Origin of the sequence: Roseateles terrae (genome assembly GCF_014192155.1) — a bacterium.
Lineage (GTDB): Bacteria > Pseudomonadota > Gammaproteobacteria > Burkholderiales > Burkholderiaceae_C > Roseateles > Roseateles terrae.
In genome coordinates, this window is sequence record NZ_JACHXO010000006.1 from 319,614 (window position 1) to 340,224 (window position 20,611).

The window sequence follows — 20,611 nt, forward strand, 5'->3', positions numbered from 1 at the left end:
ACGCTCCAGGCGAGCAGCCCAGACAGTCCATGCGCATGAACGACGGCGAGCGCGCACACCGCGCCTCAGTCAGAGGTCTGCGCCCGAGGCGGCTCGCATCGAGGAGGGGCCGCTCGGGACTGAATGGCCATCACGGGGAGATACGGGAGGTGCAACACCGCCTGGCGGCTGACTCGGCGTTTCCCCGCGAAGCGGGCGTGGGCAGCGCTTGTTTATCGAAGCTGATCCCAGGAATACGACTGCGTCGGCGCACCACATTGATAGGGCTGCGTCGCACTTGCCGCGCCCTCGCCGCAGTCCTTGAAAAACTCCTTTGCCGCAGGCTGCTGCGACGGTCGGATGATGTTGGCGAGATAGCGTGCCTTGTCGGTCTGCCCCGTCGCATGGAGCGCGTTGGACCAGTTGATCAGCACCTGGGTATCGATGAAGCGTCGCGACGCACGCTGCACAAGCTGCAGCGACAACGGTCCGGGCGGGAGCACCTGAGCCGCTGCGCCGTCGGCGTGCAGGCTGAAGAACAGGGATCGCTGTCCCTGTCCCAGCCGATCAATCAGTTCAGCGGAACTGCTGCTGGGTTGGTAGATGCGAAGGATGTCGCCGTATTCCTTGGCGGCCAGCACTGCACCACACACCATCGCGAATCCGGCGAGCGCCAGTTTGCTGTTGGCTCTTGCGGGAGTGGCCTCGGCGCCCCTTCCCGCGGCAGTGTCAGTCGCGCCATCAGCGCCCTGGCCCGTGACGGCATCTGGCACTCCGATGTCCGCAAAACCACGGCCTGTGGCCAGACAGCAGCCGACCACCAGCGCCGAAGGCAGCAGGAAGTAGGCATACCAGAACGGGTATTCCGACATGCAGTGCGCGCCAATGGTGATCAGCAGCATGAGGCCACAGAGGCTGGTCGGGGACACGTCCCGGGCTACAGCCTTCAAGATCTGCGCGGCGCCCCACAGCAGCAGCAGACTGGTCAGCAGCCCCAGCGGCAGCCCCATCTCCGCAAACAGCTGCAGAAACAGGTTGTGGGTGTGGTCGACCAGCAGCGGATGTCCTTCGGGAAACGGCGTCACCGTCCAGACAAAGTTGAAGTTGCCCCAGCCGGTGCCCCACCAGGGATGCTGCGTGATCAGCACCCAGGCGTCATGAAGAATCCGTACCCGCTCCAATGAGTGGGTGGCTTGGTCGCCCATCTTTTGCTGGGTCAAGAAAATCTGACCATGGGTCTTCATCCACCAGCCGATCATCGGCCATGCCACCGCGAACGCCAGAGGCATCAGTCCTAGCCCAAAACGGCTGTCGCGGGTCAGGCGGTTGGCACCGCGTCCGCGGCCGAAGGCATCCCACAAGGCCCAAAGGACGAGCAGCGCCATCCCCACCATTCCGGTGCGCGAAGCGGAGAACAGAATGCCGACGGCGAAGGCTGAGGGCAACAGCAGAACAGCCACCCGGGCCGCACCTGTCCCTCGCAGCCATCGGGCCAATGTCCCGCTGTCCTTCAGCCAGACGACCGCGATGCTGCTCCACAGAAACAGGCTGGCCAGATTGTTGGGTTGACGCATGTTGCCGATGGCCCGCCCATCAGGATCCGGCTGGGCCACAAGCAGGTTGTCGGCCAACGAGGGCAGGAAGATCTGAATCCACACGACCACGAAGCTGGCAATTCCCGCGACCACCAGAGCGCCACACAGCGAGGCAAACACGACCTGGCGCCCCTGTGGCGTCAGATTCGCGCCCACCTGCACCAGCAGAAGTGCCGAAGCGACTGCCACGGCCAACGTCAATGTGATCGGCACCGGCAGATCGGTGGTGACAGGGCTGATCAGCGCCGTCACCAGCACCAGGACCAGCGCCAGACTGACGCCGTCTTTGCTCAGATGGCCGACGGTTTGTCCCTTGAGCGCCAGGCCCAGCAGGCACAGACCAAAACCGCTGTATGCAAGCAACTGGTTATACAGCGACAGCAACGGGAGCTCACTGTAAGCACAGAGCGGAGCCACCGCGGCGCCGACCAGAAGGCCGATGGCGATCAACCATCGGCCGGCACGCTGCTGGGAAGAAGAAGGAGTCATGGGTGGGCGATGGGGGCGGGGGCAGAAGGCATTCAGCGCGTGGATGAACCATACGCTGGATGTTCGTGGGCTTCGATCAATGGTCGATCGGCGCAAAGCCGACCGGATCACCCGTCGATCGGTCCACCAAAACGGACCAGTCCGTCCGGCGCGCCAGCATCGGCAGGAACAGCAGTTGTTCCACAGGACGTCCGGTACGGGCTGCGGCCTCGCGGACGACAGTGGCCTGCTCGGGGTTGCGCTTGAGCCACTCATCGAGCGGCTTGCCAGTCTTGATGGTCTGCGCCCGGGCGGCCGCGTCCCACGGGCGCCAGTAGCTGGGACGCGCGCCTAGATCCGCTCCGCTGAAGCTCAGCATGATGGCTTCCTCGCGCTGCGCGTCTGTTGGCCTGGCGGTGCTGACCAGTTCCGGGCCGGTCATCGACAGGGCGCGGTACTGGGGCAGCGCCTGGGGGAATTCCGACACCAGCACGTCGTTGGCCGTGGTCACGCGGAAGCGATCCACTTCCAGCGCCAGCACGGCAGGTCGCGCCAGATAGACTGTCCGTAGGCCATACCCCAGCGCCAGCACCTGCAGCACCACAATGATCAGCAGGTCCCGCCGCAACTCCTTGCGAGGCTTGGTGAGATTGAAGACCGCAAGGGTGAGCAGGGGGCCGATCACGACATCCACCGCCATCAGGATGAACAGCAGGTCCTGTCCGCCCGACACGATGCGATAGGGCCAGGGATACCACAGGATCAGCACAACGGCTGCTGCCAGAGCGGCCACGATGACCGATGCCGCCAAGTGCACGCCGAACGCACGAAATCTGACACGCCAATTCATATGATCAAAACCAGCCGTGAATCCAAAAGCGGGGATTGTTATTGTCCACGTCCGGGCGAGTGTTGACGGGTCCGGGCGTGTCGAACTGTGGCGACGAGGTGACGGCGCAAGTGAGCAGCATTTCCACCGCCATGGCCGAAACGCTCATTGCAAGGACAAGCTTCAGCGCCAACATCCCGGGCGCCGGAAGAACGCGAGGGCGGGTCCAGGGCGATGTCGAAGAAGACGGCGAGGGAGGTTCCGAGGGTCCGGGGGCGGCATCGTTGGTGCCGAAGACTCTGGGCGCGGCCATAGAAAGCCCGATCAACACGGCAATCCACAACTGGGACACCGGCATGACGAAGTTTCCGGAGAAGGCTCCGTCCACTGCAACGCCGACCAGCGCCACCGTCAATCCCACCGCAACAGGTGCATGGCTTGCAGGCGCAGCTCGCAGCGTGCCCAGCGTGCGGCCCATCCATTGAAAAGCCGGCACCAGAATAAGCACCGCGCCGATGGCCCCATACTCCGCCAGCACCTGCGTGTAGATGTTGTGGGGGTGCGCGGCTTCACCGTTGTACCAGTGCGAGAAATGCATCGGGCCGACGCCGACCCACGGAGCACCCCACCACAGTTTGACGGCCAGTCCCGCCAGGTAGTCGCGGAAGTGACTGCTGGTCAGCCCCTGCACATCGATGGAATGGCCTGCAGGCCGCAGCCAGACCAAGTAGACCAGCCACATCAGGCCCATGCCCAGCAAGGTGAAACTCGTGGACCGCCAGACGTACCCGGCCGCGCGGCCGCGAAACCACCACAGCGCCACCAGCAGACCCACAAACAGGGCCAGCAGTGTGGCCCGTCCCAGCGTGATGAACAGCACCATGCCGCTCATGACGAGCGTCGCAACGGCCCAGCGCCGCCACAACGCGCGGATATCCCGGGTGGCGACGACCGCCACCAGAGGCAGTACGACGGTTTGTGCGTGGTTGAGGAAACGCGGGTTATCAAAGCCGACGATGGTCTCCCAGGGGTAGACGTTGTCTCCGCTGGCCAGGGCTGCCGCGAGAAGCAGCAGCATCAGCAGGGCATGCGAAAAAACGCCCACGACCGTGAGCCGCAAAAGTGCGTTGATGTCATCCGGGGACTGGAGCCCCAGGCGCATGAGCAGGACCAAGCCGAGCAGTCCAGCCCAGAGTACGAGTTCATGCAGCGCGACGAATGGATGGACTGAAAGCAGCGTGGACGTTGCCAACAGCAGCACCAAGGCGCTCCAACGAACCCCATCTCGAAGGGACACGTGGCCCGGCCTCGCATAAGTCTGGACCATCAGTGCGATGGCCGCTGCAGCCAGGAGGATGACCTCGCAGACCCGCGCAATGTCGTGGGCCGAGTGGGCCGTCTGCAGCACCGGATGTAGCAGCGGAATGCCCCACAGCAACAGCGGGAGGCCCGGCAGCAGTCTGCGTAAGGTCATGGACGATCCGTGTGAATTCGAATGATCGATTCAACAATAGAAAAAGGGGAGCAGATGCTCCCCTCTTGGGCTGTAACAGCGATCAGTCGATCAGCTGTGCTTGCAAGAAGCCGACAGATACTTGTTTTCGATGTCGCCGCTGGCACCGCAGGTCCAGGCCAGGGCCATCGTCGTGGTGTTCAGGACACCGACCAGGCTCAGCGTGTTGCCGTCCACACCGCTGCCGATGCCGGTAGCAGTTGCCTTCAGAGTGGCGGTGTTGCCGCTCGGGACGTATTCGATCTTGGACATGTACTTGCTGGTGCCGCTGACCGGCAGTTCAGCCGTGGTGGGCAGCGTGTTCATCGTGGTGCTGAACTCTTGCAGCGGCTGCTTGTAGGCCGACAGAGCGAGGATCAGTTCGCTGACCTTGGACTTCTTCATGTAGTCCGAGTAAGCCGGCAGAGCCACGGCAGCCAGAATACCGATGATCGCCACAACGATCATCAGTTCGATCAGGGTGAAACCCTTTTGGATAGTGCGCTTCATAGAAAAACTCCTGAGTGAAAGGGAGAGAGGTTCGGTCGAGACACTGCTTATGAATGCAGGGGCTGTGCCAGGGCCCATCGACCTTGAAAACCGTGGAAAAAAGCACATTCAGCGGGTCAGGCCGGGAACCGGGTGACGATTTCTGTCTCCCTGGCTCGCAAAGTTCGTCCGTCTACCCAGACCAGCCAAAATTTGTCAGTCGCGCCGAAACGAGCCGTTACGCCGAGACACTTCAGGCGCCCGAGCGGCAGGCCGCCACCAGATACTGCTGAGGAATCGTGCCCGCACAGGTCCATTCCACGGCGCCGGCCGACAAACCACCCGCGCCCGGTTTGCCCGTGAGCACCAGCTGCAAGCCGTCGATGTCGGCAGCGATCGAACCCGGACGCACCCGCGCCGCGATGCTCACTTCGGTGTCGCTGACTTTGGTGTACGTCACACTGTCCACATAGGCGCTCGAGGCACCCGACCAGTTCAATTGAGCCGCTGTCGGGAAGCTCGCGGTGGTTGTCACATGTTCCGTGATGAGCGCCTTCGGCGGCGTCAATGCCAGCAGCACCTCGCTCAGCCGGGTCTTCTTGATGTAGTCCAGATAGGTGGGCAGGGCCAGGGCTGCGAGGATGCCAATGATGGCCACCACGATCACCAGTTCGATGAGCGTGAAGCCGTGCTGAGAGCGTTTCATGAGGGGCAGTTCGGATGAGGGCTGAAAAAGATCGCCCTCATGACTGCAGAGGTCATGCCACTGCGCTCGCGTGGCGGCTTCCAAGGAGCGCCCCTCTGGGGCTTGCCAGAGGCTGTCATGAGAGTGACAACTTACGTCAGGACCGATCGGCGCAGATGGTCGCTTTCATGCGCTCGGGGACGAAAAATGTCACGTTCAGCCCCGACCAAAACCGGTCCGGCCGACTGCCCTCAGGCCAGGCTGAATTCCTGGAAATGCTCCAGCGCCGTCACCCGGTGGCTGTGTTCCAGCGCATCCACGGCAGCCATTACGGCGGCCCGTTCGCCCGGTTTGATATGGGTGATGTGCACCCGCATCGGCGTCTGGAGCTTCTTCAGCTCCTCCCCCAACGTGCAGGGGCAATGATGCTGACTGATCCCAGCCAGCTCACATTCGTCATCCGCAAAGGCGCACTCAATGACCAGATCGGACATCTTCAGCTGCGCCAGACGCTCCCACAGCTTGGGGTTGGGACCGGTATCCCCGGTGAACACCCAGTGCGCGCCGGAACCCGGATTCACCGCGAATCCCACCGCAGGCACCGTATGTGCGGCGCTCAGGACCTCGATGTCCCGTCCCGCGCCGAGATCCAGCCGGTCTCCCACCGCGAACGGATGAAAGCTCAGCGCCGGCCGCTCGACCGAGGGCAGACGGGTGAAGTCGGGCCAGATGACACCATTGAAGATGTGATCCTTCAGAGCCTTGAGTGTCTCCGGCAGCGCATGCACCTGCACCGCCGGCCGCCCCAGCTGGGCGCGTTGACGCTGCACCGTATCGGCCAGCAGGCCCACGGACAACACGTGATCCAGATGGGAATGGGTCAGAAAGATGTGATTGACCCGCGCCATGGCGTCCGCGGACAGCTCGCCCACGCCGCTGCCGGCGTCGATGAGCACATCGTCGTCCAGCAGGAAAGAAGTGGTTTTGTGGCCGGCCGCCATGGCCCCGGCGCACCCGAGCACGCGAATCTTCATGAGCCCACTGTAGGGCCACCCATGCCGCTTGCTAAGCGCTGAATTGGGCATTCCCCGAGTTTTTGCCTCAGGTTACGACTGCCCAGGGCGTTGGCGTGAAAACCTCCACGCGTGTAGGCAATCGCCTTACACGGGGAAGGGGTGGCTCAGCGTGCGCCAGCGCACCCTGATTCCGGCATCAGCCCTGCATGAACTGCATCTGGGTGCCCGCCAGCTCAATCACGTCACCGTTCTTGAGCGGCACCGATTCGGCGGCCAGCGGCGCGCCGTTGACCACCGGGCGGGAGGCGCCTTCCACATGCGCAAAGACGTAGCCACTGGGGCGCTTGGTGATGGAGGCGACCTGTACCCCAGGCTTGCCGACAGTGGTGACCACCTTGGACAGGGCCACTTCCCGGCCGGCCGCCGGGCCGTTGAGCACCTTGATGGCCGCCGGAGCGGCTGTGGCCGCAGGCGCACCGCCGCCCAGACCGCCGAAGGACGACGGCAGACCGAACCCACTGCTGGGCGCAGTCTGGCCCGGGCGCAGGATCATGGTCTTTTCGTAGTCGCCGCTGTCTTCGACCAGATACTTGATCTTGTACTTGCCGACTTCAATGACATCCCCGTGCGAGAGCAGCTGCTTCTTCACGGCCTTGCCATTGATGTAAGTGCCGTTGGTGGAGTTCAGGTCTTCGATGAAGACGTCCGAACCCACCATCTGCATGACGGCGTGCTCGCCGCTGACGGCGAGGTTGTCGATCACGATGTCGTTGTAGGGGCGCCGACCCAGTGTGGTCTTGTCCTTGGTGACCTGCACCTCTTTGATCACCACACCATCGAGCGAAACCACCAGCTTGCCCATCTTTGACCTCGTGTCCTGTCTTTAGTTGTGATGGCGCGCTCAGCGACGCCCGTGGTTACGACTGAAGGGCCACCATGCCCACGGCTTGGTACGACTTTCCGCGCGAACCAGAACGATCGCAATATTATCCTTGCCGCCCATGTCATTGGCGGCATCCACCAGCGCCTGTGCAGCTTCAGGGAGGTCCGGGTGACTTTGCAGAATCTGCGCCACCGAGGCGTCATCCACCATATCAGACAGCCCGTCGCTGCACAGCAGGATCTCGTCGCCGGGTTGCAGTTCATGCTGGTGGATTTCCAGCATGACGGTGTCTTCCACCCCCACAGCCCGTGTCACCAGATTCTTGTTGCTGGAAAACACCGCTTCTTCAGGCGTAAGCAGACCAGCATCGATCTGCTCTTGCAGTAACGAATGGTCTCTCGTGATCTGGACCAGCTGGCCGTCCCGCAGGCGATACGCGCGGGAATCGCCCACATGGCCCAGCAGCACGCTCTGTTCCCGGAACACCGCCACGACCAGCGTCGTGCCCATGCCGGCATAACGCGGGTTGGTGTTGGCGGCGTTGAAGATCGCCCGGTTGGCGTTGTCCACGCAGATGTCCATCGCACGGCGGACATCGGCATCCGAGGCCTGCTGACCCGCTTCCGCCAGCCAGCGACCCAATTCCGCCTTGATGAAGGAGGTCAGCATCTGGCTGGCCACCTCCCCGGCGTTGTAACCGCCCATGCCGTCTGCCAGCACGGCCAGGCCGACGCCGGGATCCAGGGCGATCGAGTCTTCATTGTTGTCGCGCACTCGACCGGTGTCGGTCGCGCTGAAGAACTCCAGGGTCATGTGTTGCGGGTGGGATCGTCTGGGGGAGGATGATTGTGCACCGCCGCGCTACCCTGCAGGCGTAAAGTTTCCTCGAAAGCCAGCCCCGCTGTCGGGGGGGTTGTCGCAGGATCGCCCTCATCGGTGCGCTTGTCGCTCCCACTTGAGGGGGTTGCGGCGACCTCGCCCTTGCTGTTGGCCAGCTCGACCGGCAGATCGGCGAGCACCGCTTCCAGATCCTGGGCGAGTTGCTCACCGGATGCATATCGCAATTCAGGCCGTTTTTCGAGCGACAACGCCACCACCATCGCCAGCGATTCCGGCAGATCCGCGCGGTACAGCCGGACGTCGGGTGGGGGTTGGTTGGCAATCTGGTGCATCAGGGACGCCATGGACTCCGATTGATGGGGCAGATGCCCTGTCAAAAGCTGAAACAACATGACGCCTAAAGAATACAGGTCGCTGCGGCCATCCACCTTCAACCCCGCCAGTTGTTCCGGGGACATGTAGGAGGGGGTGCCCAGGACGAGCCCGGTACGGGTGCGGCTGCCGTCCGCCATGCGGGCGATGCCGAAATCCATGATCTTCACGCTGCCGGTGGCCCGGTCCAGCATGACATTGGCGGGTTTGATGTCGCGGTGCACCACGCCGTGGCTGTGGGCGTAATGCAGCGCCCGGGCCAGGCGGGCGCCCAGCAGCAGCACTTCGCGCAGCGGCAGGCGGTGGCCGTCCCGGGTGTAGTGGCTGAGGTCATGCCCGACCACCAGCTCCATGGCGATCCAGGTGTCTCCGCCGCTTTCGCCGGCATCGAGCACCCGCAGGATGTCGGGATGCTCCAGATGCTGGGCGGCGCTGGCTTCACGAATGAAGCGCTCCCGCACGTCCAGCAGATCCTCCGGCGCGAACTCACGCTGCAGCGAGAGCCGTTTGATCGCGACCGGGCCCCCACTGCGCCGGTCCACCGCCTGATGGACCTTGGCCATGGCGCCGCGGCCGATTTCGTGGCCGAGCTCGTAATTATCCAGACGGGAGCCGGCCCACCGCGGCATGGGCTGCGTGGTCTGCAGCGCACTGGGCAGATCTTCCACCACCGGCGGCGGAAGAGATCGTCCCAGCAGTCGCTTGAAGAACCCAGCAGCGGTCATGGGAGGGTGGTGCTCGGGTCAGGGTTGAGTCGGACGGGATTCAGGCCTGCTTCGGCCGGCGGCTGGCCAGCAGCTTGCCGGTGCCCAGCACCAGCAGCGCCCCGATCACCCCGGCGCCGTACTGCAGCCAGGGCACCACCACCGTCGTGCCCGGCTTGCTGCCCGGCTGGTTGGGAACCCAGCCACTCAGGGCCGGGTCGGTCACCAGCATGGTACCCGCAATCCAGCCCAGCAGCATCGCGCCCAGGGTGATGACGGTGGGATACCGGTCCATGAGCTTGATGACCAGCTGGCTGCCCCAGACGATGATCGGAATCGAGACCAGCAGGCCGAAGATCACCAGAATCAGCTGGTGGCCATGGCCCGCGCCTTCAGCGGCGCCGGCGATGGCGATCACGTTGTCCAGCGACATGACGAAGTCCGCCACGATCACCGTCTTCACCGCCGCCCAGAGCTTGTCGCTGGCCTGGATGTTGGCGTGGTCATCGTCTTCTTCCGGCAGCATCAACTTGATGCCGATCCAGAACAGCAGCAGGCCGCCGACCAGCTTCAGGAAGGGCAGCGCCAGCAGTTGCAGCGCAAAGAAGATCAGGACGACCCGCAGAATGATGGCGCCCGCGGTGCCCCAGAGGATGCCCTGGGTACGGAGCTTGGGCGGCAGCTTGCGGCAGGCCAGCGCAATCACGACGGCGTTGTCGCCGCCGAGCAGGATGTCGATCGCGATGATCTGGAGAACCGCCAGCCAGAACGGGGCGTGGAGAAGCATGTCCATATGCGAAGACCTGCTGGATGTCGCGTCAGGCGCGCACCCAGTGTAGAACGGTTGGGGGGACCCAAACGACAAGAGGGGCCTTGCGGCCCCTCCTGGATCGTCGGTGGAAGCTGGCGCATTGTCGGCGCCGGCCCCCCGGGCTTCTGATGCGTGGAATTACGCATCAGAGGCTTTGACAGGTTTTTCCTGTCGCTTACAGCAGGCTCTTGAGCAGCTTGCCCATTTCCGACGGATTGCGCGTCACCTTGAAGCCGCACTCTTCCATGATGGCGAGCTTGGCATCGGCGGTGTCAGCGCCACCGGAGATCAGCGCGCCGGCGTGGCCCATGCGCTTTCCGGGAGGGGCGGTGACGCCAGCGATGAAGCCGACCACCGGCTTCTTCATGTTGGCCTTGCACCAGCGGGCGGCTTCGGCTTCGTCCGGACCCCCGATTTCGCCGATCATGATCACGGCGTCCGTGTCCGGATCGTCGTTGAAGGCCTGCATCACGTCGATGTGCTTCAGGCCGTTGATCGGGTCGCCACCGATACCGACAGCCGAGGACTGGCCCAGGCCCAGGTCGGTCAGCTGAGCGACCGCTTCATAGGTCAGCGTGCCCGAACGCGACACGACGCCGATGCGGCCCTTGCGGTGGATGTGACCGGGCATGATGCCGATCTTGATCTCTTCCGGGGTGATCAGGCCGGGGCAGTTGGGGCCCAGCAGCAGCGTCTTCTTGCCGCCGGCGGCTTCCTTGGCGCGCATCTTGTTGCGCACTTCCAGCATGTCCCGCACGGGGATGCCTTCGGTGATGCAGATGGCCAGGTCCAGGTCGGCTTCCACCGCTTCCCAGATGGCAGCAGCGGCGCCAGCGGGCGGCACGTAGATCACGGACACGGTGGCGCCGGTCTGGGCGGCCGCTTCCTTGACGGTCCCGTAGATGGGGATCTCGGAGAACTTCTCGCCGGCCTTCTTCGGGTTCACGCCCGCCACGAAGGCGTTCTTGCCATTGGCATAAGCCTGGCAGCCGAGGGTGTGGAACTGACCGGTCTTGCCCGTGATGCCCTGGGTGATGACCTTGGTGTCCTTGTTGATGTAGATGCTCATGTCGTATTCCTTGGCTGGGTCTTCGGCTTACTTGACGGCGGCGACGATCTTCGTCGCGGCTTCGGCCATGGTGTCTGCGGAGATGATCGGCAGGCCCGACTCGGCCAGCATCTTCTTGCCCAGCTCTTCGTTGGTGCCCTTCATGCGCACGACCAGCGGCACAGACAGGTTGACGGCCTTGCAGGCGGTGATGACGCCTTCGGCGATGGTGTCGCACTTCATGATGCCGCCGAAGATGTTGACGAGAATGCCCTTCACGTCGGGGTTCTTCAGCATGATCTTGAAGGCTTCGGTGACCTTCTCGGCGGTGGCGCCGCCGCCCACGTCCAGGAAGTTGGCCGGCTCACCGCCGAACAGCTTGATGGTGTCCATGGTGGCCATGGCCAGACCGGCACCGTTCACCAGGCAGCCGATGTTGCCGTCCAGCGAGATGTAGGCCAGGTCGAACTTCGAGGCTTCGACTTCAGCCGGATCTTCTTCGTCCAGGTCGCGATAGGCGACGATTTCCGGATGACGGAACAGGGCGTTGGCGTCGAAGTTGAACTTCGCGTCCAGGGCGATCAGGTTGCCCTTGGAGTCGCAGTTCAGCGGGTTGATTTCCACCAGCGACGCGTCGGTGTCCATGTAGCACTTGTACAGCTTGGCGAACAGGTCCACAGCCTGGTCCACGGAAGCGCCGGTCAGGCCGATGGCCGCGGCGATCTTGCGGGACTGGTCGGCGGTGATGCCGGTCAGCGGGTCGATGTACTCGGTGATGATCTTCTCGGGGGTGGAATGGGCCACCTCTTCGATGTCCATGCCGCCTTCGCTGGAAGCGATGAAGGCCACCTTCTGGGTGCCGCGATCGGTCACCAGGGACACGTACAGCTCATTCTTGATGTCCGCGCCTTCTTCGATGTACAGGCGGCGGACCTTCTGGCCTTCCGGGCCGGTCTGGTGCGTGACCAGCTGCATGCCCAGGATCTGCTCGGACAGCGCCTTCACGTCGTCCAGGGTCTTGCCCAGCTTCACGCCGCCGCCCTTGCCACGGCCACCCGCGTGGATCTGCGCCTTGACCACCCACACCGGGCCGCCCAGCTTTTGCGCGGCTTCCACCGCTTCTTGCACCGTGAACGCGGGAATACCGCGCGGCACCGGCACGCCAAACTGGCGCAGGATTTCCTTGCCCTGGTACTCGTGAATCTTCATAGGGAGGTCTCGCTTGATGAATGATCAGGAAGAGAAAGCCGAGGCCGCGGCAGCGTGGCACTGGCTCGGATGTGGGGTTTGCAGGGTCACGGCGATGGTCATGGCCATGGGCACTGGCCGCTGGAGCGCGGCGGACCCATGGACAGAACCGTCGGCAATGCGACGACCCAGCCAGTGGCGTGCGGAGGAGGCGATGAAAGACATAGACCCGATGCAAACACGCAAAAACAGGCCCGCGGCCAATGGCGAGCGGGCAGCTTGCGAAGCCGCCAATGTAGCATGCTGCATAGCATCAAGGCTTTCACGGGAATGACACGCGCCCCGCGATGCTTGAATTAGGGGCATGCAACCAGCCTCCGCAGGCCCCGGGATGGGCGGATGGCGGTGTTTTTGCCACAGGGTGGTGCGGCCGGGCGGTCTGTGGAGGCCGGAAGCGATGAAGCGGGCGCCTGCACGGCGGTGGTCCGTCAGAGGGGCCCGAACGCGGAGGCCCTCAGGCCGATTCGTCCGCTGACTTCAACGCGCGAATGGCCCGCCGGGCCACATCAGATTGAAAGCCACGTCCCAGCAGAAAGCGCATCTGGCGGGCTTCCTGCGCGGCGTCCCATGCCACGACGGCGCTGAACTTGCGTCGCAACAGCTCGCAGGCGCGGCTGAGCTCGGTTTCAGCCAGGGAGGACCGCTGGTCGGCGTCCAGGCTGAGGCCGTGCTGGGCCAGCTCCTGCTCGATCCGTCGCTGGCCCCACCGGGCGGACCTGACGTGCAGGCGGGACTCCACGAAGCGCGATTCATCGAGGTAGCCCTGCTGGCGGAGCCAGACGAGGACTTCCTCGACCTGCTGGCCAAGGTCGGGCGTTCTCGACTCATCGGCCTCAGCGCCAACGGCATCGGCATGGCTCTCAGCCGCCCCATCGGCAGCGAAGCCGGTGGCATCAGCAGCCGCCTGCCGCGCAATGCGGCCCAGCTTTCGCCGCAGCTCCAGTTCGCTGTGATCGCGCTGGGCCAGCAGGGTGACCGCCCGCGCTCTCAGCGAGAGCGGCTGACGCGCCATGACCCCGCCTTATTCCGCCGATTCTGGCGTAGCGCCCAGCAGCGGGATGCCCAGTGAATCGCGGATCTTGTTTTCGATCTCGACGGCCAGGTCGGCGTTCTCACGCAGGAATTCCCGTGCGTTGTCCTTGCCCTGGCCGATCTTCTCGCCGCTGTAGGCGTACCAGGCACCGGCCTTGTCCACGATCTTCGCGGTCACGCCCATGTCGATGATTTCGCCTTCGCGGCTGATGCCTTCACCGTACAGGATGTCGAATTCCGCCGTCTTGAACGGAGGCGCCACCTTGTTCTTCACCACCTTGACCTTGGTTTCGGAACCGATGACTTCTTCGCCCTTCTTGATGGAGCCGATGCGGCGGATGTCCAGACGCACCGAGGCGTAGAACTTCAGCGCATTACCGCCGGTGGTGGTTTCCGGCGAACCGAACATCACACCGATCTTCATGCGGATCTGGTTGATGAAGATGACGGTGCAGTTCGTCTTCTTGATGGTGGCGGTCAGCTTGCGCAGGGCCTGGCTCATCAGGCGGGCCTGCAGGCCGGGCAGGGCATCGCCCATTTCGCCTTCGAGTTCGGCCTTGGGCGTCAGGGCGGCGACCGAGTCGATGATGATCAGGTCGACCGAGCCGGAGCGCACCAGGGCGTCGACGATCTCGAGGGCCTGTTCACCGGTGTCCGGCTGGCTGATCAGCAGTTCCTGCAGGTTCACGCCCAGCTTCTGCGCGTATTGCACATCCAGCGCGTGTTCCGCGTCGATGAAGGCGCACACGCCTTGCAGCTTCTGCATCTGGGCGATGACCTGCAGCGTCAGCGTGGTCTTGCCTGACGATTCCGGACCGTAGATCTCAATCACACGGCCGCGCGGCAGACCACCCACGCCCAGTGCGATGTCCAGGCCCAGGGAGCCGGTGGAGACCACCTGGATGTCTTCAATCTTCTCGCCTTCACCCAGGCGCATGATCGAGCCCTTGCCGAACTGCTTTTCGATCTGGGCAAGTGCGGCCTGCAGGGCCTTGGCTTTTTCGGGGTTGGCGTTTTTGACGGGGGCGTCCATGTGAAGCATCTCCAAGTGGCTGCGCCGGATTATGGCCCAATCTGTATATCTGTACAGTGGTTCTGTGGCCACGCCGCAGCGGTTGCAATGAAGCCATCCTAGGTCGTCACTCGCTCATGACGTGAGCCACCCCGACAGATTCCCTCCAGAAGCTGTGACGGTCACCCCGGCAAGGGCGATGGTGGTCGTGTCGGCCCCCACCCACCGCGACTGCCCCAACGGCCACCAGCGCCACCACGGCCAGAACAGCCACGACGGCCGCGCAAACGCCTACAGCCAGCGATAGGCTCGCTCCCTAGAATCAGAGCATTCAAGAATGACGGGAGACACCGATGCGCATCCTGATTGCCGAGGACGACCAGGTGCTGGCCGACGGCCTGCTGCGGTCGCTGCGGGCCTCCGGCTGCGCGGCGGACCAGGTGGGCAGCGGCACCGAGGCGGACGCCGCCCTGGCGTCCCATGAGTTTGACCTGCTGATCCTGGACCTGGGCCTGCCGCGCATGCACGGGCTGGAGGTGCTGCGGCGGCTGCGCGCCCGGGGCTCCTCGGTGCCGGTGCTGATCCTCACCGCGGCCGACAGCATCGAGGAACGGGTCAAAGGCCTGGACCTGGGCGCGGACGACTACATGGCCAAGCCCTTTTCCCTGCAGGAGCTGGAAGCACGGGTGCGGGCGCTGACCCGCCGCGGTCTAGGCACGGCGTCCAGCGTCATCAAGCATGGCCCGCTGAGTTTTGATGCCACCGGCCGCGTGGCCTACATCAACGACCAGATGGTGGAGCTGTCGGCGCGCGAGTTGTCGCTGCTGGAAGTGCTGCTGCAGCGCGCCGGCCGCCTGGTGAGCAAGGATCAGCTGGTCGAGCGCCTGTGTGAATGGGGCGAGGAAGTCAGCAACAACGCCATCGAGGTCTACATCCACCGCCTGCGCAAAAAGATTGAGCAAGGGCCTATTCGCATCGCCACGGTCCGGGGGCTGGGCTACTGCCTTGAAAAGATCCCCGGCTGATCCCTTCGGCGCCGCTTCCGACGCCTGCCCCCATCGGAGGATCGGCCCAGCCAATGCCGCCCCACCCGTCGCTCATGGGGCGGCCGTCCGTCGCGGACGCCTTGAGCCGGTCCTCGCGGAGGCGCACCCTTGAGCGCCGCCAGCGGCCACCGCTCCCTCTTCGGCGAGATCCTCGACTGGATGCTCGCCCCGCTGCTGGTGATCTGGCCGATCAGCGTGGCGCTCACCTGGCTGGTGGCGCAGGGCATTGCCAACAAGCCTTACGACCGCGAACTCGGCGAGATGGCCCGCACCCTGGGCCTGCAGGTCGCCACCGAGCCCTCCCCGGGCGATCTGCCCAAGGGCCGCTCCCGTTATGCGCTGGCACCTGAAGCGGCTGCGCTGCTGCGGGCCGATGAGTCCGACACCATCTACTACCAGGTGCTCGGCCTGCGCGGGGAACTGCTCAGCGGCGATCGCCATCTCGCCGTGCCCGACAAGGAGCCGCCGGTCGTCCCCTGGGAACTGCACTTCCGCGACGACGAAGTCAGCAATGAATCGGTGCGGGTCGCCTTCCTGTGGGTGGTGCCGGAGGGCATGGCCGGCAGCGACCGGATGATGCTGGTGCAGGTGGCCGAAACGCTGGGCAAACGCTCGCGGCTGACCAACGAGATCATCAAGGGCGTGATCCTGCCGCAGTTCGTCATCCTGCCGCTAGCGGTGCTGCTGGTGTGGCTGGCGCTGGCACGTGGCATTGCGCCGCTGAACGAATTGCAGCGCCGCATCCGCTCGCGGGACAGCTCCGACCTCAGCCCCATCGACGAACACCGCATTCCGGACGAAGTGGCCCCGCTGGTGCAGGCCATCAACGACCTGCTGGAACGGCTGGACCAGTCCATCCGCGCCCAGAAGCATTTCCTCGCGGATGCCGCGCACCAGCTCAAGACGCCGCTCGCCGGCCTGCGCACCCAGGCGGAGCTGGCGCAGCGGGAGATCGACGAAGGGCGCAGCTCTCCGGCCGAGCTCAGACGCTCGCTGCAGCAGATTGCCCTGTCCAGCCAGCGTGCGGCCCACATGGTGAACCAGCTGCTGGCCATGGCGCGGGCAGAGGACCAGGAACACGCCTCGCGCCGAAGTGAAGTCAACCTGCCGGTGCTGGCGATGGAGACGGTGCGGGACTTCGTCCCCCGGGCGATGGAGAAGCGGCTGGATCTCGGCTACGAAGGCCCGGAGCCGGACCGTGCCGGCCTGCGGCTGCAGGGGCACCCGCTGCTGATCCGGGAGCTGATCCGCAACCTGGTGGACAACGCCCTGCTCTACACCCCGGCGGGCGGCACCATCACCGTCCGGGTGGTGGAGGATCCGTTCGGCCAGGTGTGTGTGCTGCAGGTGGAGGACTCGGGCCCGGGCATTCTCGAGTCGGAACGGGAGAAGGTGTTCCAGCCCTTCTATCGCGCGCTGGGGACCGACGTGGACGGCTCCGGCCTGGGCCTGGCCATCGTGCGGGAGATCGTGCAGCAGCACGAGGCGGACATCAGCGTCGATGACACCCGGCCTCGCCGGCAGGCGGAGGCTGAAGGCCAGGGGCCGGGCGCGCGGTTCACCATCCGCTTCCCGGCGCATCCCCGGCGGGCCTGACGCGCGAGGGCGTCAGCGCTGCGTGGCGCCCCGGCTGCGCGCAATCGACATCAGCATGCCCAGCGCCAGACCCAGCGTCACCATGGCCGTCCCCCCGTAGGAGATGAACGGCAGCGGCACGCCCACCACCGGCAGGATGCCGGTCACCATGCCCATGTTGACGAACACGTAGGTGAAAAAGCTCAGGGTGATGGCGCCGGCCAGCAAGCGCGAGAACAGTGTCGGCGCCTCATGCGCGATGACGAGCCCACGCAGGATCAGCGCCGTGAATCCCAGCAGCAGTCCCAGCGCGCCCACCAGGCCGAACTCCTCGCCGTACGCCGCGAAGATGAAGTCGGTGGTGCGCTCGGGGATGAACTCCAGGTGGGTCTGCGTGCCCTTCATGAACCCCTTGCCGGTCACGCCGCCAGAGCCGATCGCAATCTCACCCTGGATGATGTGAAAGCCCTTGCCCAGCGGATCCTTGGTCGGGTCCAGCAGGGTGCAGACGCGGTCCTTCTGGTATTCCTTCAGGACCACCCACTTCACCTCCGGCTGGCAGATGTGGTCTTCACTCATCACCAGCGTCGTGATGCCCGCCGCCCCCAGCAGCAGGGCCGGCACGATCAGCTTCCAGGACAGGCCGGCAAAGAAGATCACATAGAGCCCGGCGGCCAGCACCAGCAACGAGGTGCCCAGGTCCGGCTGCTTGGCGATCAGCCCCACCGGCACCGTCAGCAGCACGAAGGCGGCAACGAAGTCCGGCAGCCGCAACTGCCCTTCCCGCTTCTGGAACCACCAGGCCAGCATCAGCGGCATGGCGATCTTCAGGATCTCAGAGGGCTGGAATTCCACGCCCAGCCGGATCCAGCGGGTGGAGCCCTTTTTGGTGATGCCGAACAGCGCCACCGCCACGAGCAGCACCACACCGACGGTGTAGAGCGGTACCGCCACCTGCATCAGCCGCTGCGGGGGCACCTGGGACACCACGAACAGCACCACCAGGGCCAGCGCGCCGTTGCGCAGGTGGTCCACAAACCGGGTGCCGTGGTCGAAGCCGGCGGAATACATGCACATCAGGCCCAGGCCCATGATCCAGAACAGCGCCAGCAGCAGCGGCACGTCGAATCCGGCGAACCAGGGCTTGAGGCGTTGCAGCCAGCTGGGCTTGCTGAAGACAGCACTCATCGGGAGGCTCCCGGGCTGGGTCGCACCGCCGCACGCGAATCGGGCGGTGGGGCGGCGGGTGGGAGGGAACGGGCCGCCGGTTGCGAAGGCGCCGGGGCCGGGCGGGCGCTCGCGGACGCCGACGGCGGCACGACCGTGGTGGCGGCTGTGGATGTGGCGACTGTGGATGTGCCGGCGCCGGAGCTCCGGGCGGCGGCGGGCACTGTGGGGGCGATCACCCCTGATGCGGCTGCCGGGAGCGCCGAAGCGCCGGCCGTGGGCCCGGAGGCCGGTGCGTGGGTGGCAGGGGCTGAGGCGGCAGAGGCCGCCGAAGCTGCCGGCGCCGCGGCGCCAGGCGCCGTCATCTGCCCCGGCAACGGCACATCCACCGCCCGGCGCGGCGTGCCGATCGGTGCGGTCGTCTGGCCGAGCTGCGTCTTGGCGATGTCTTCCTCGCTGGGATAGATGCCTTCCAGCACATAGTCGAACACGCGACGCGCAATCGGCGCCGCCGAGGTCGAGCCGAAGCCGGCGTTTTCGACGATCAGCGCCAGTGCAATCCGCGGCTGATCGTACGGCGCAAAGGCAATGTAGAGCGAATGGTCGCGCTTGCGCTCATCCGCCTTGATGCTGCTGTAGGTCTGCCCGGCGCGCAAGCCGATGGCCTGCGCCGTCCCGGTCTTGCCGCCGCTCGCATAAGGGGCGCCGGCAAACACCGCCCGCGAGGTGCCCTCCAGCGTCACGTCATGCATCGCATTGCGGATCACCTCCACATCATTGCGGCGCAGGGCCAGCGGCTCCAGTGCATCACTGGCGGTGCGCTGGTCGGTATGCCGCACCACGTCCTCGATCTCCCGCACCAGACGGGGCCGATACCGCTGGCCGCCGGTGGAGAGGGTCGACATCGCCGTGGCGAGCTGCAGCATGGTGAAGTTGTTGTAGCCCTGGCCGATGCCCAGCGAAATCGTCTCGCCGGCAAACCACTTCTGCTGCTCCGGACGGCGGAACTTCTTCTTTTTCCACTCGGTGGACGGCAGGTCACCAGTGACCTCGCCGAGCAGGTCGATCTCGGTCTTGCGGCCAAAACCGAAGGGTTCGAGCTGGTCGTGGATCATGTCCACGCCCATTTCATTCGCCAGCGAATAGAAATAGACGTTGGACGAGGTGACGATGGCCAGCCGCATGTCTTTCGGTCCGGCGCGGTCCCCTTCCGCGCTGCCGAAGGTGCGGCCGCCAAAGCTGTAGGTCAGGTTGTCCTGGATCACCAGGCTGGGCGAGCGCTTGCCGGTGTTGAGCGCCGCCATCGCCATGTAGGGCTTGAAGGTGGAGCCCGGCGGATAGGTGCCGCGCAGGGCCCGGTTCAGCAGCGGCTTGTCGATGTTCTCGTTCAGGTCACGCCAGCTGTCGGCGTCGATGCCATCCACAAAGAGGTTGGGATCAAACGACGGCTTGGAGACAAAGGCCAGCACCTCGCCATTGCGCGGATCGATGGCCACCAGCGCGCCGCGGCGGTCGCCATACAGCTTCTCCACCAGCGCCTGCAGCTTGATGTCGATCGACAGATGCAGCGTATTGCCCGGCGTCGGGGGCCGGTTGCGCAGGCGCCGGATGGCGCGGCCGCCGGCGCTGGTTTCCATTTCCTCGAAGCCGGTCTGCCCGTGCAGTTCCCGTTCATAGGCCTGCTCCAGGCCCAGCTTGCCGATGTATTCAGTGCCCCGGTAGTTGCTGACGTCCTCTTCCGGCCAGTCGTCCATGGCTTTCTTTTCGGCCTGGTTGATGCGGCCGATGTAGCCGAGCATGTGGCTGCCCACCTCGCCCATCGGATAGCTGCGGAAGAGTCGCGCCTTGATGTCCACGCCGGGGAAGCGGAAACGCTGGGCGGCGAAGCGGGCCACCTCGGTATCGGTCAGCTTGGTGCGGATCGGCAGCGATTCGAAGTTCTTGCTTTCCTCCATCAGCCGCTTGAAGCGGCGACGGTCGCGCGGCTGGATGTCGATCACCGAGGACAGCTGATCGATCGTGTCTTCCAGATCCGGCACCTTGGACGGCGTGATCTCCAGCGTGTAGGCCGAGTAGTTGCTGGCCAGCACCACGCCATTGCGGTCGACGATCAGTCCTCGGTTGGGCACGATCGGCACGACGGAGATGCGGTTGGATTCGGCCCGCTCCAGCAAGGTGTCGTGCTGCACCACCTGCAGGAACAGCAGGCGTGACACCAGCAGGCCGAAGCAGAACAGCACGAACAGCGCGGCCGCCACCAGCCGCAGCCGGAAGCGCGACAGCTCCTGGTGGAGGTTCTTCAGAACCGTCATGACGGGCC

At 64.8% G+C, this 20,611-nt stretch carries 18 protein-coding genes; 2 read left to right on the top strand and 16 right to left on the bottom strand.

Annotated features, from left to right (window positions below; genetic code table 11):
* Positions 1 to 212: 212 nt before the first annotated feature.
* The 14 genes from FHS28_RS17595 to recA form a co-directional block, all read right to left on the bottom strand.
* A complete protein-coding gene (locus tag FHS28_RS17595) occupies positions 213 to 2,024 on the bottom strand; it encodes a PglL family O-oligosaccharyltransferase (RefSeq protein WP_184295117.1) in 1,812 nt (603 codons plus the stop codon).
* A 115-nt stretch (positions 2,025 to 2,139) separates the two neighbouring features.
* Positions 2,140 to 2,892, bottom strand: coding sequence for a TfpX/TfpZ family type IV pilin accessory protein (gene tfpZ / locus FHS28_RS17600; RefSeq protein WP_310736806.1), 753 nt, complete (start codon positions 2,890 to 2,892; stop codon positions 2,140 to 2,142).
* 4 nt (positions 2,893 to 2,896) lie between these two features.
* A complete protein-coding gene (locus FHS28_RS17605) occupies positions 2,897 to 4,345 on the bottom strand; it encodes an O-antigen ligase family protein (RefSeq protein WP_088453275.1) in 1,449 nt (482 codons plus the stop codon).
* 90 nt (positions 4,346 to 4,435) lie between these two features.
* The gene (locus FHS28_RS17610) at positions 4,436 to 4,873 is read right to left on the bottom strand and encodes a pilin (RefSeq protein WP_088453273.1); all 438 of its coding nucleotides are present in this window, start codon (positions 4,871 to 4,873) and stop codon (positions 4,436 to 4,438) included.
* 232 nt (positions 4,874 to 5,105) lie between these two features.
* On the bottom strand, positions 5,106 to 5,558 hold the full coding sequence (locus tag FHS28_RS17615) for a pilin (RefSeq protein WP_088453468.1): 453 nt from the start codon (positions 5,556 to 5,558) through the stop codon (positions 5,106 to 5,108).
* A gap of 230 nt (positions 5,559 to 5,788) precedes the next feature.
* On the bottom strand, positions 5,789 to 6,571 hold the full coding sequence (locus FHS28_RS17620) for an MBL fold metallo-hydrolase (RefSeq protein ID WP_088453271.1): 783 nt from the start codon (positions 6,569 to 6,571) through the stop codon (positions 5,789 to 5,791).
* 178 nt (positions 6,572 to 6,749) lie between these two features.
* A complete protein-coding gene (locus tag FHS28_RS17625) occupies positions 6,750 to 7,415 on the bottom strand; it encodes an FHA domain-containing protein (protein ID WP_088453269.1) in 666 nt (221 codons plus the stop codon).
* A 39-nt stretch (positions 7,416 to 7,454) separates the two neighbouring features.
* Positions 7,455 to 8,249: a Stp1/IreP family PP2C-type Ser/Thr phosphatase gene (locus tag FHS28_RS17630; protein WP_088453267.1), complete on the bottom strand. Its 795-nt coding sequence runs from the start codon at positions 8,247 to 8,249 to the stop codon at positions 7,455 to 7,457.
* Positions 8,246 to 9,373: a serine/threonine-protein kinase gene (locus tag FHS28_RS17635; RefSeq protein WP_088453265.1), complete on the bottom strand. Its 1,128-nt coding sequence runs from the start codon at positions 9,371 to 9,373 to the stop codon at positions 8,246 to 8,248. The genes FHS28_RS17630 and FHS28_RS17635 overlap by 4 nt, the downstream gene beginning before the upstream one ends.
* Before the next feature lie 40 nt (positions 9,374 to 9,413).
* Entirely contained in the window at positions 9,414 to 10,145 is a 732-nt protein-coding gene (locus tag FHS28_RS17640) for a TerC family protein (RefSeq protein WP_088453262.1), read from the bottom strand.
* 193 nt (positions 10,146 to 10,338) lie between these two features.
* The gene (sucD, locus tag FHS28_RS17645; protein ID WP_088453260.1) at positions 10,339 to 11,232 is read right to left on the bottom strand and encodes a succinate--CoA ligase subunit alpha; all 894 of its coding nucleotides are present in this window, start codon (positions 11,230 to 11,232) and stop codon (positions 10,339 to 10,341) included.
* A gap of 27 nt (positions 11,233 to 11,259) precedes the next feature.
* Positions 11,260 to 12,420, bottom strand: coding sequence for an ADP-forming succinate--CoA ligase subunit beta (gene sucC / locus FHS28_RS17650; RefSeq protein ID WP_088453258.1), 1,161 nt, complete (start codon positions 12,418 to 12,420; stop codon positions 11,260 to 11,262).
* 493 nt (positions 12,421 to 12,913) lie between these two features.
* Entirely contained in the window at positions 12,914 to 13,471 is a 558-nt protein-coding gene (locus FHS28_RS17655) for a regulatory protein RecX (RefSeq protein ID WP_088453256.1), read from the bottom strand.
* A gap of 9 nt (positions 13,472 to 13,480) precedes the next feature.
* Positions 13,481 to 14,524, bottom strand: coding sequence for a recombinase RecA (gene recA, locus FHS28_RS17660; RefSeq protein ID WP_088453254.1), 1,044 nt, complete (start codon positions 14,522 to 14,524; stop codon positions 13,481 to 13,483).
* 332 nt (positions 14,525 to 14,856) lie between these two features.
* On the opposite strand from recA, the gene FHS28_RS17665 reads away from it, so the two are divergent.
* Together FHS28_RS17665 and FHS28_RS17670 are read left to right on the top strand one after the other, a co-directional pair.
* The gene (locus FHS28_RS17665) at positions 14,857 to 15,528 is read left to right on the top strand and encodes a response regulator (RefSeq protein WP_088453252.1); all 672 of its coding nucleotides are present in this window, start codon (positions 14,857 to 14,859) and stop codon (positions 15,526 to 15,528) included.
* A gap of 180 nt (positions 15,529 to 15,708) precedes the next feature.
* Positions 15,709 to 17,145 (top strand): sensor histidine kinase, encoded by a 1,437-nt coding sequence (locus FHS28_RS17670; RefSeq protein ID WP_088453467.1) that lies wholly within the window; start codon positions 15,709 to 15,711, stop codon positions 17,143 to 17,145.
* 12 nt (positions 17,146 to 17,157) lie between these two features.
* Here FHS28_RS17670 and rodA read toward each other — a convergent pair whose 3' ends face one another.
* Both rodA and mrdA read right to left on the bottom strand, forming a co-directional pair.
* Positions 17,158 to 18,312 (bottom strand): rod shape-determining protein RodA, encoded by a 1,155-nt coding sequence (rodA, locus tag FHS28_RS17675; protein ID WP_088453250.1) that lies wholly within the window; start codon positions 18,310 to 18,312, stop codon positions 17,158 to 17,160.
* A complete protein-coding gene (mrdA, locus tag FHS28_RS17680; RefSeq protein WP_088453248.1) occupies positions 18,309 to 20,603 on the bottom strand; it encodes a penicillin-binding protein 2 in 2,295 nt (764 codons plus the stop codon). The genes rodA and mrdA overlap by 4 nt, the downstream gene beginning before the upstream one ends.
* Between the last annotated feature and the right edge of the window lie 8 nt (positions 20,604 to 20,611).

What these genes read in the sequence shown, in the direction of transcription:
- tfpZ (WP_310736806.1), bottom strand. Translation starts at nt 2,892, where the DNA reads ATGAATTGGCGTGTCAGATTTCGTGCGTTCGGCGTGCACTTGGCGGCA.
- FHS28_RS17605 (WP_088453275.1), bottom strand. Translation starts at nt 4,345, where the DNA reads ATGACCTTACGCAGACTGCTGCCGGGCCTCCCGCTGTTGCTGTGGGGC.
- FHS28_RS17610 (WP_088453273.1), bottom strand. Translation starts at nt 4,873, where the DNA reads ATGAAGCGCACTATCCAAAAGGGTTTCACCCTGATCGAACTGATGATC.
- FHS28_RS17615 (WP_088453468.1), bottom strand. Translation starts at nt 5,558, where the DNA reads ATGAAACGCTCTCAGCACGGCTTCACGCTCATCGAACTGGTGATCGTG.
- FHS28_RS17620 (WP_088453271.1), bottom strand. Translation starts at nt 6,571, where the DNA reads ATGAAGATTCGCGTGCTCGGGTGCGCCGGGGCCATGGCGGCCGGCCAC.
- FHS28_RS17625 (WP_088453269.1), bottom strand. Translation starts at nt 7,415, where the DNA reads ATGGGCAAGCTGGTGGTTTCGCTCGATGGTGTGGTGATCAAAGAGGTG.
- FHS28_RS17630 (WP_088453267.1), bottom strand. Translation starts at nt 8,249, where the DNA reads ATGACCCTGGAGTTCTTCAGCGCGACCGACACCGGTCGAGTGCGCGAC.
- FHS28_RS17635 (WP_088453265.1), bottom strand. Translation starts at nt 9,373, where the DNA reads ATGACCGCTGCTGGGTTCTTCAAGCGACTGCTGGGACGATCTCTTCCG.
- FHS28_RS17640 (WP_088453262.1), bottom strand. Translation starts at nt 10,145, where the DNA reads ATGGACATGCTTCTCCACGCCCCGTTCTGGCTGGCGGTTCTCCAGATC.
- sucD (WP_088453260.1), bottom strand. Translation starts at nt 11,232, where the DNA reads ATGAGCATCTACATCAACAAGGACACCAAGGTCATCACCCAGGGCATC.
- sucC (WP_088453258.1), bottom strand. Translation starts at nt 12,420, where the DNA reads ATGAAGATTCACGAGTACCAGGGCAAGGAAATCCTGCGCCAGTTTGGC.
- FHS28_RS17655 (WP_088453256.1), bottom strand. Translation starts at nt 13,471, where the DNA reads ATGGCGCGTCAGCCGCTCTCGCTGAGAGCGCGGGCGGTCACCCTGCTG.
- recA (WP_088453254.1), bottom strand. Translation starts at nt 14,524, where the DNA reads ATGGACGCCCCCGTCAAAAACGCCAACCCCGAAAAAGCCAAGGCCCTG.
- FHS28_RS17665 (WP_088453252.1), top strand. Translation starts at nt 14,857, where the DNA reads ATGCGCATCCTGATTGCCGAGGACGACCAGGTGCTGGCCGACGGCCTG.
- FHS28_RS17670 (WP_088453467.1), top strand. Translation starts at nt 15,709, where the DNA reads ATGCTCGCCCCGCTGCTGGTGATCTGGCCGATCAGCGTGGCGCTCACC.
- rodA (WP_088453250.1), bottom strand. Translation starts at nt 18,312, where the DNA reads ATGAGTGCTGTCTTCAGCAAGCCCAGCTGGCTGCAACGCCTCAAGCCC.
- mrdA (WP_088453248.1), bottom strand. Translation starts at nt 20,603, where the DNA reads ATGACGGTTCTGAAGAACCTCCACCAGGAGCTGTCGCGCTTCCGGCTG.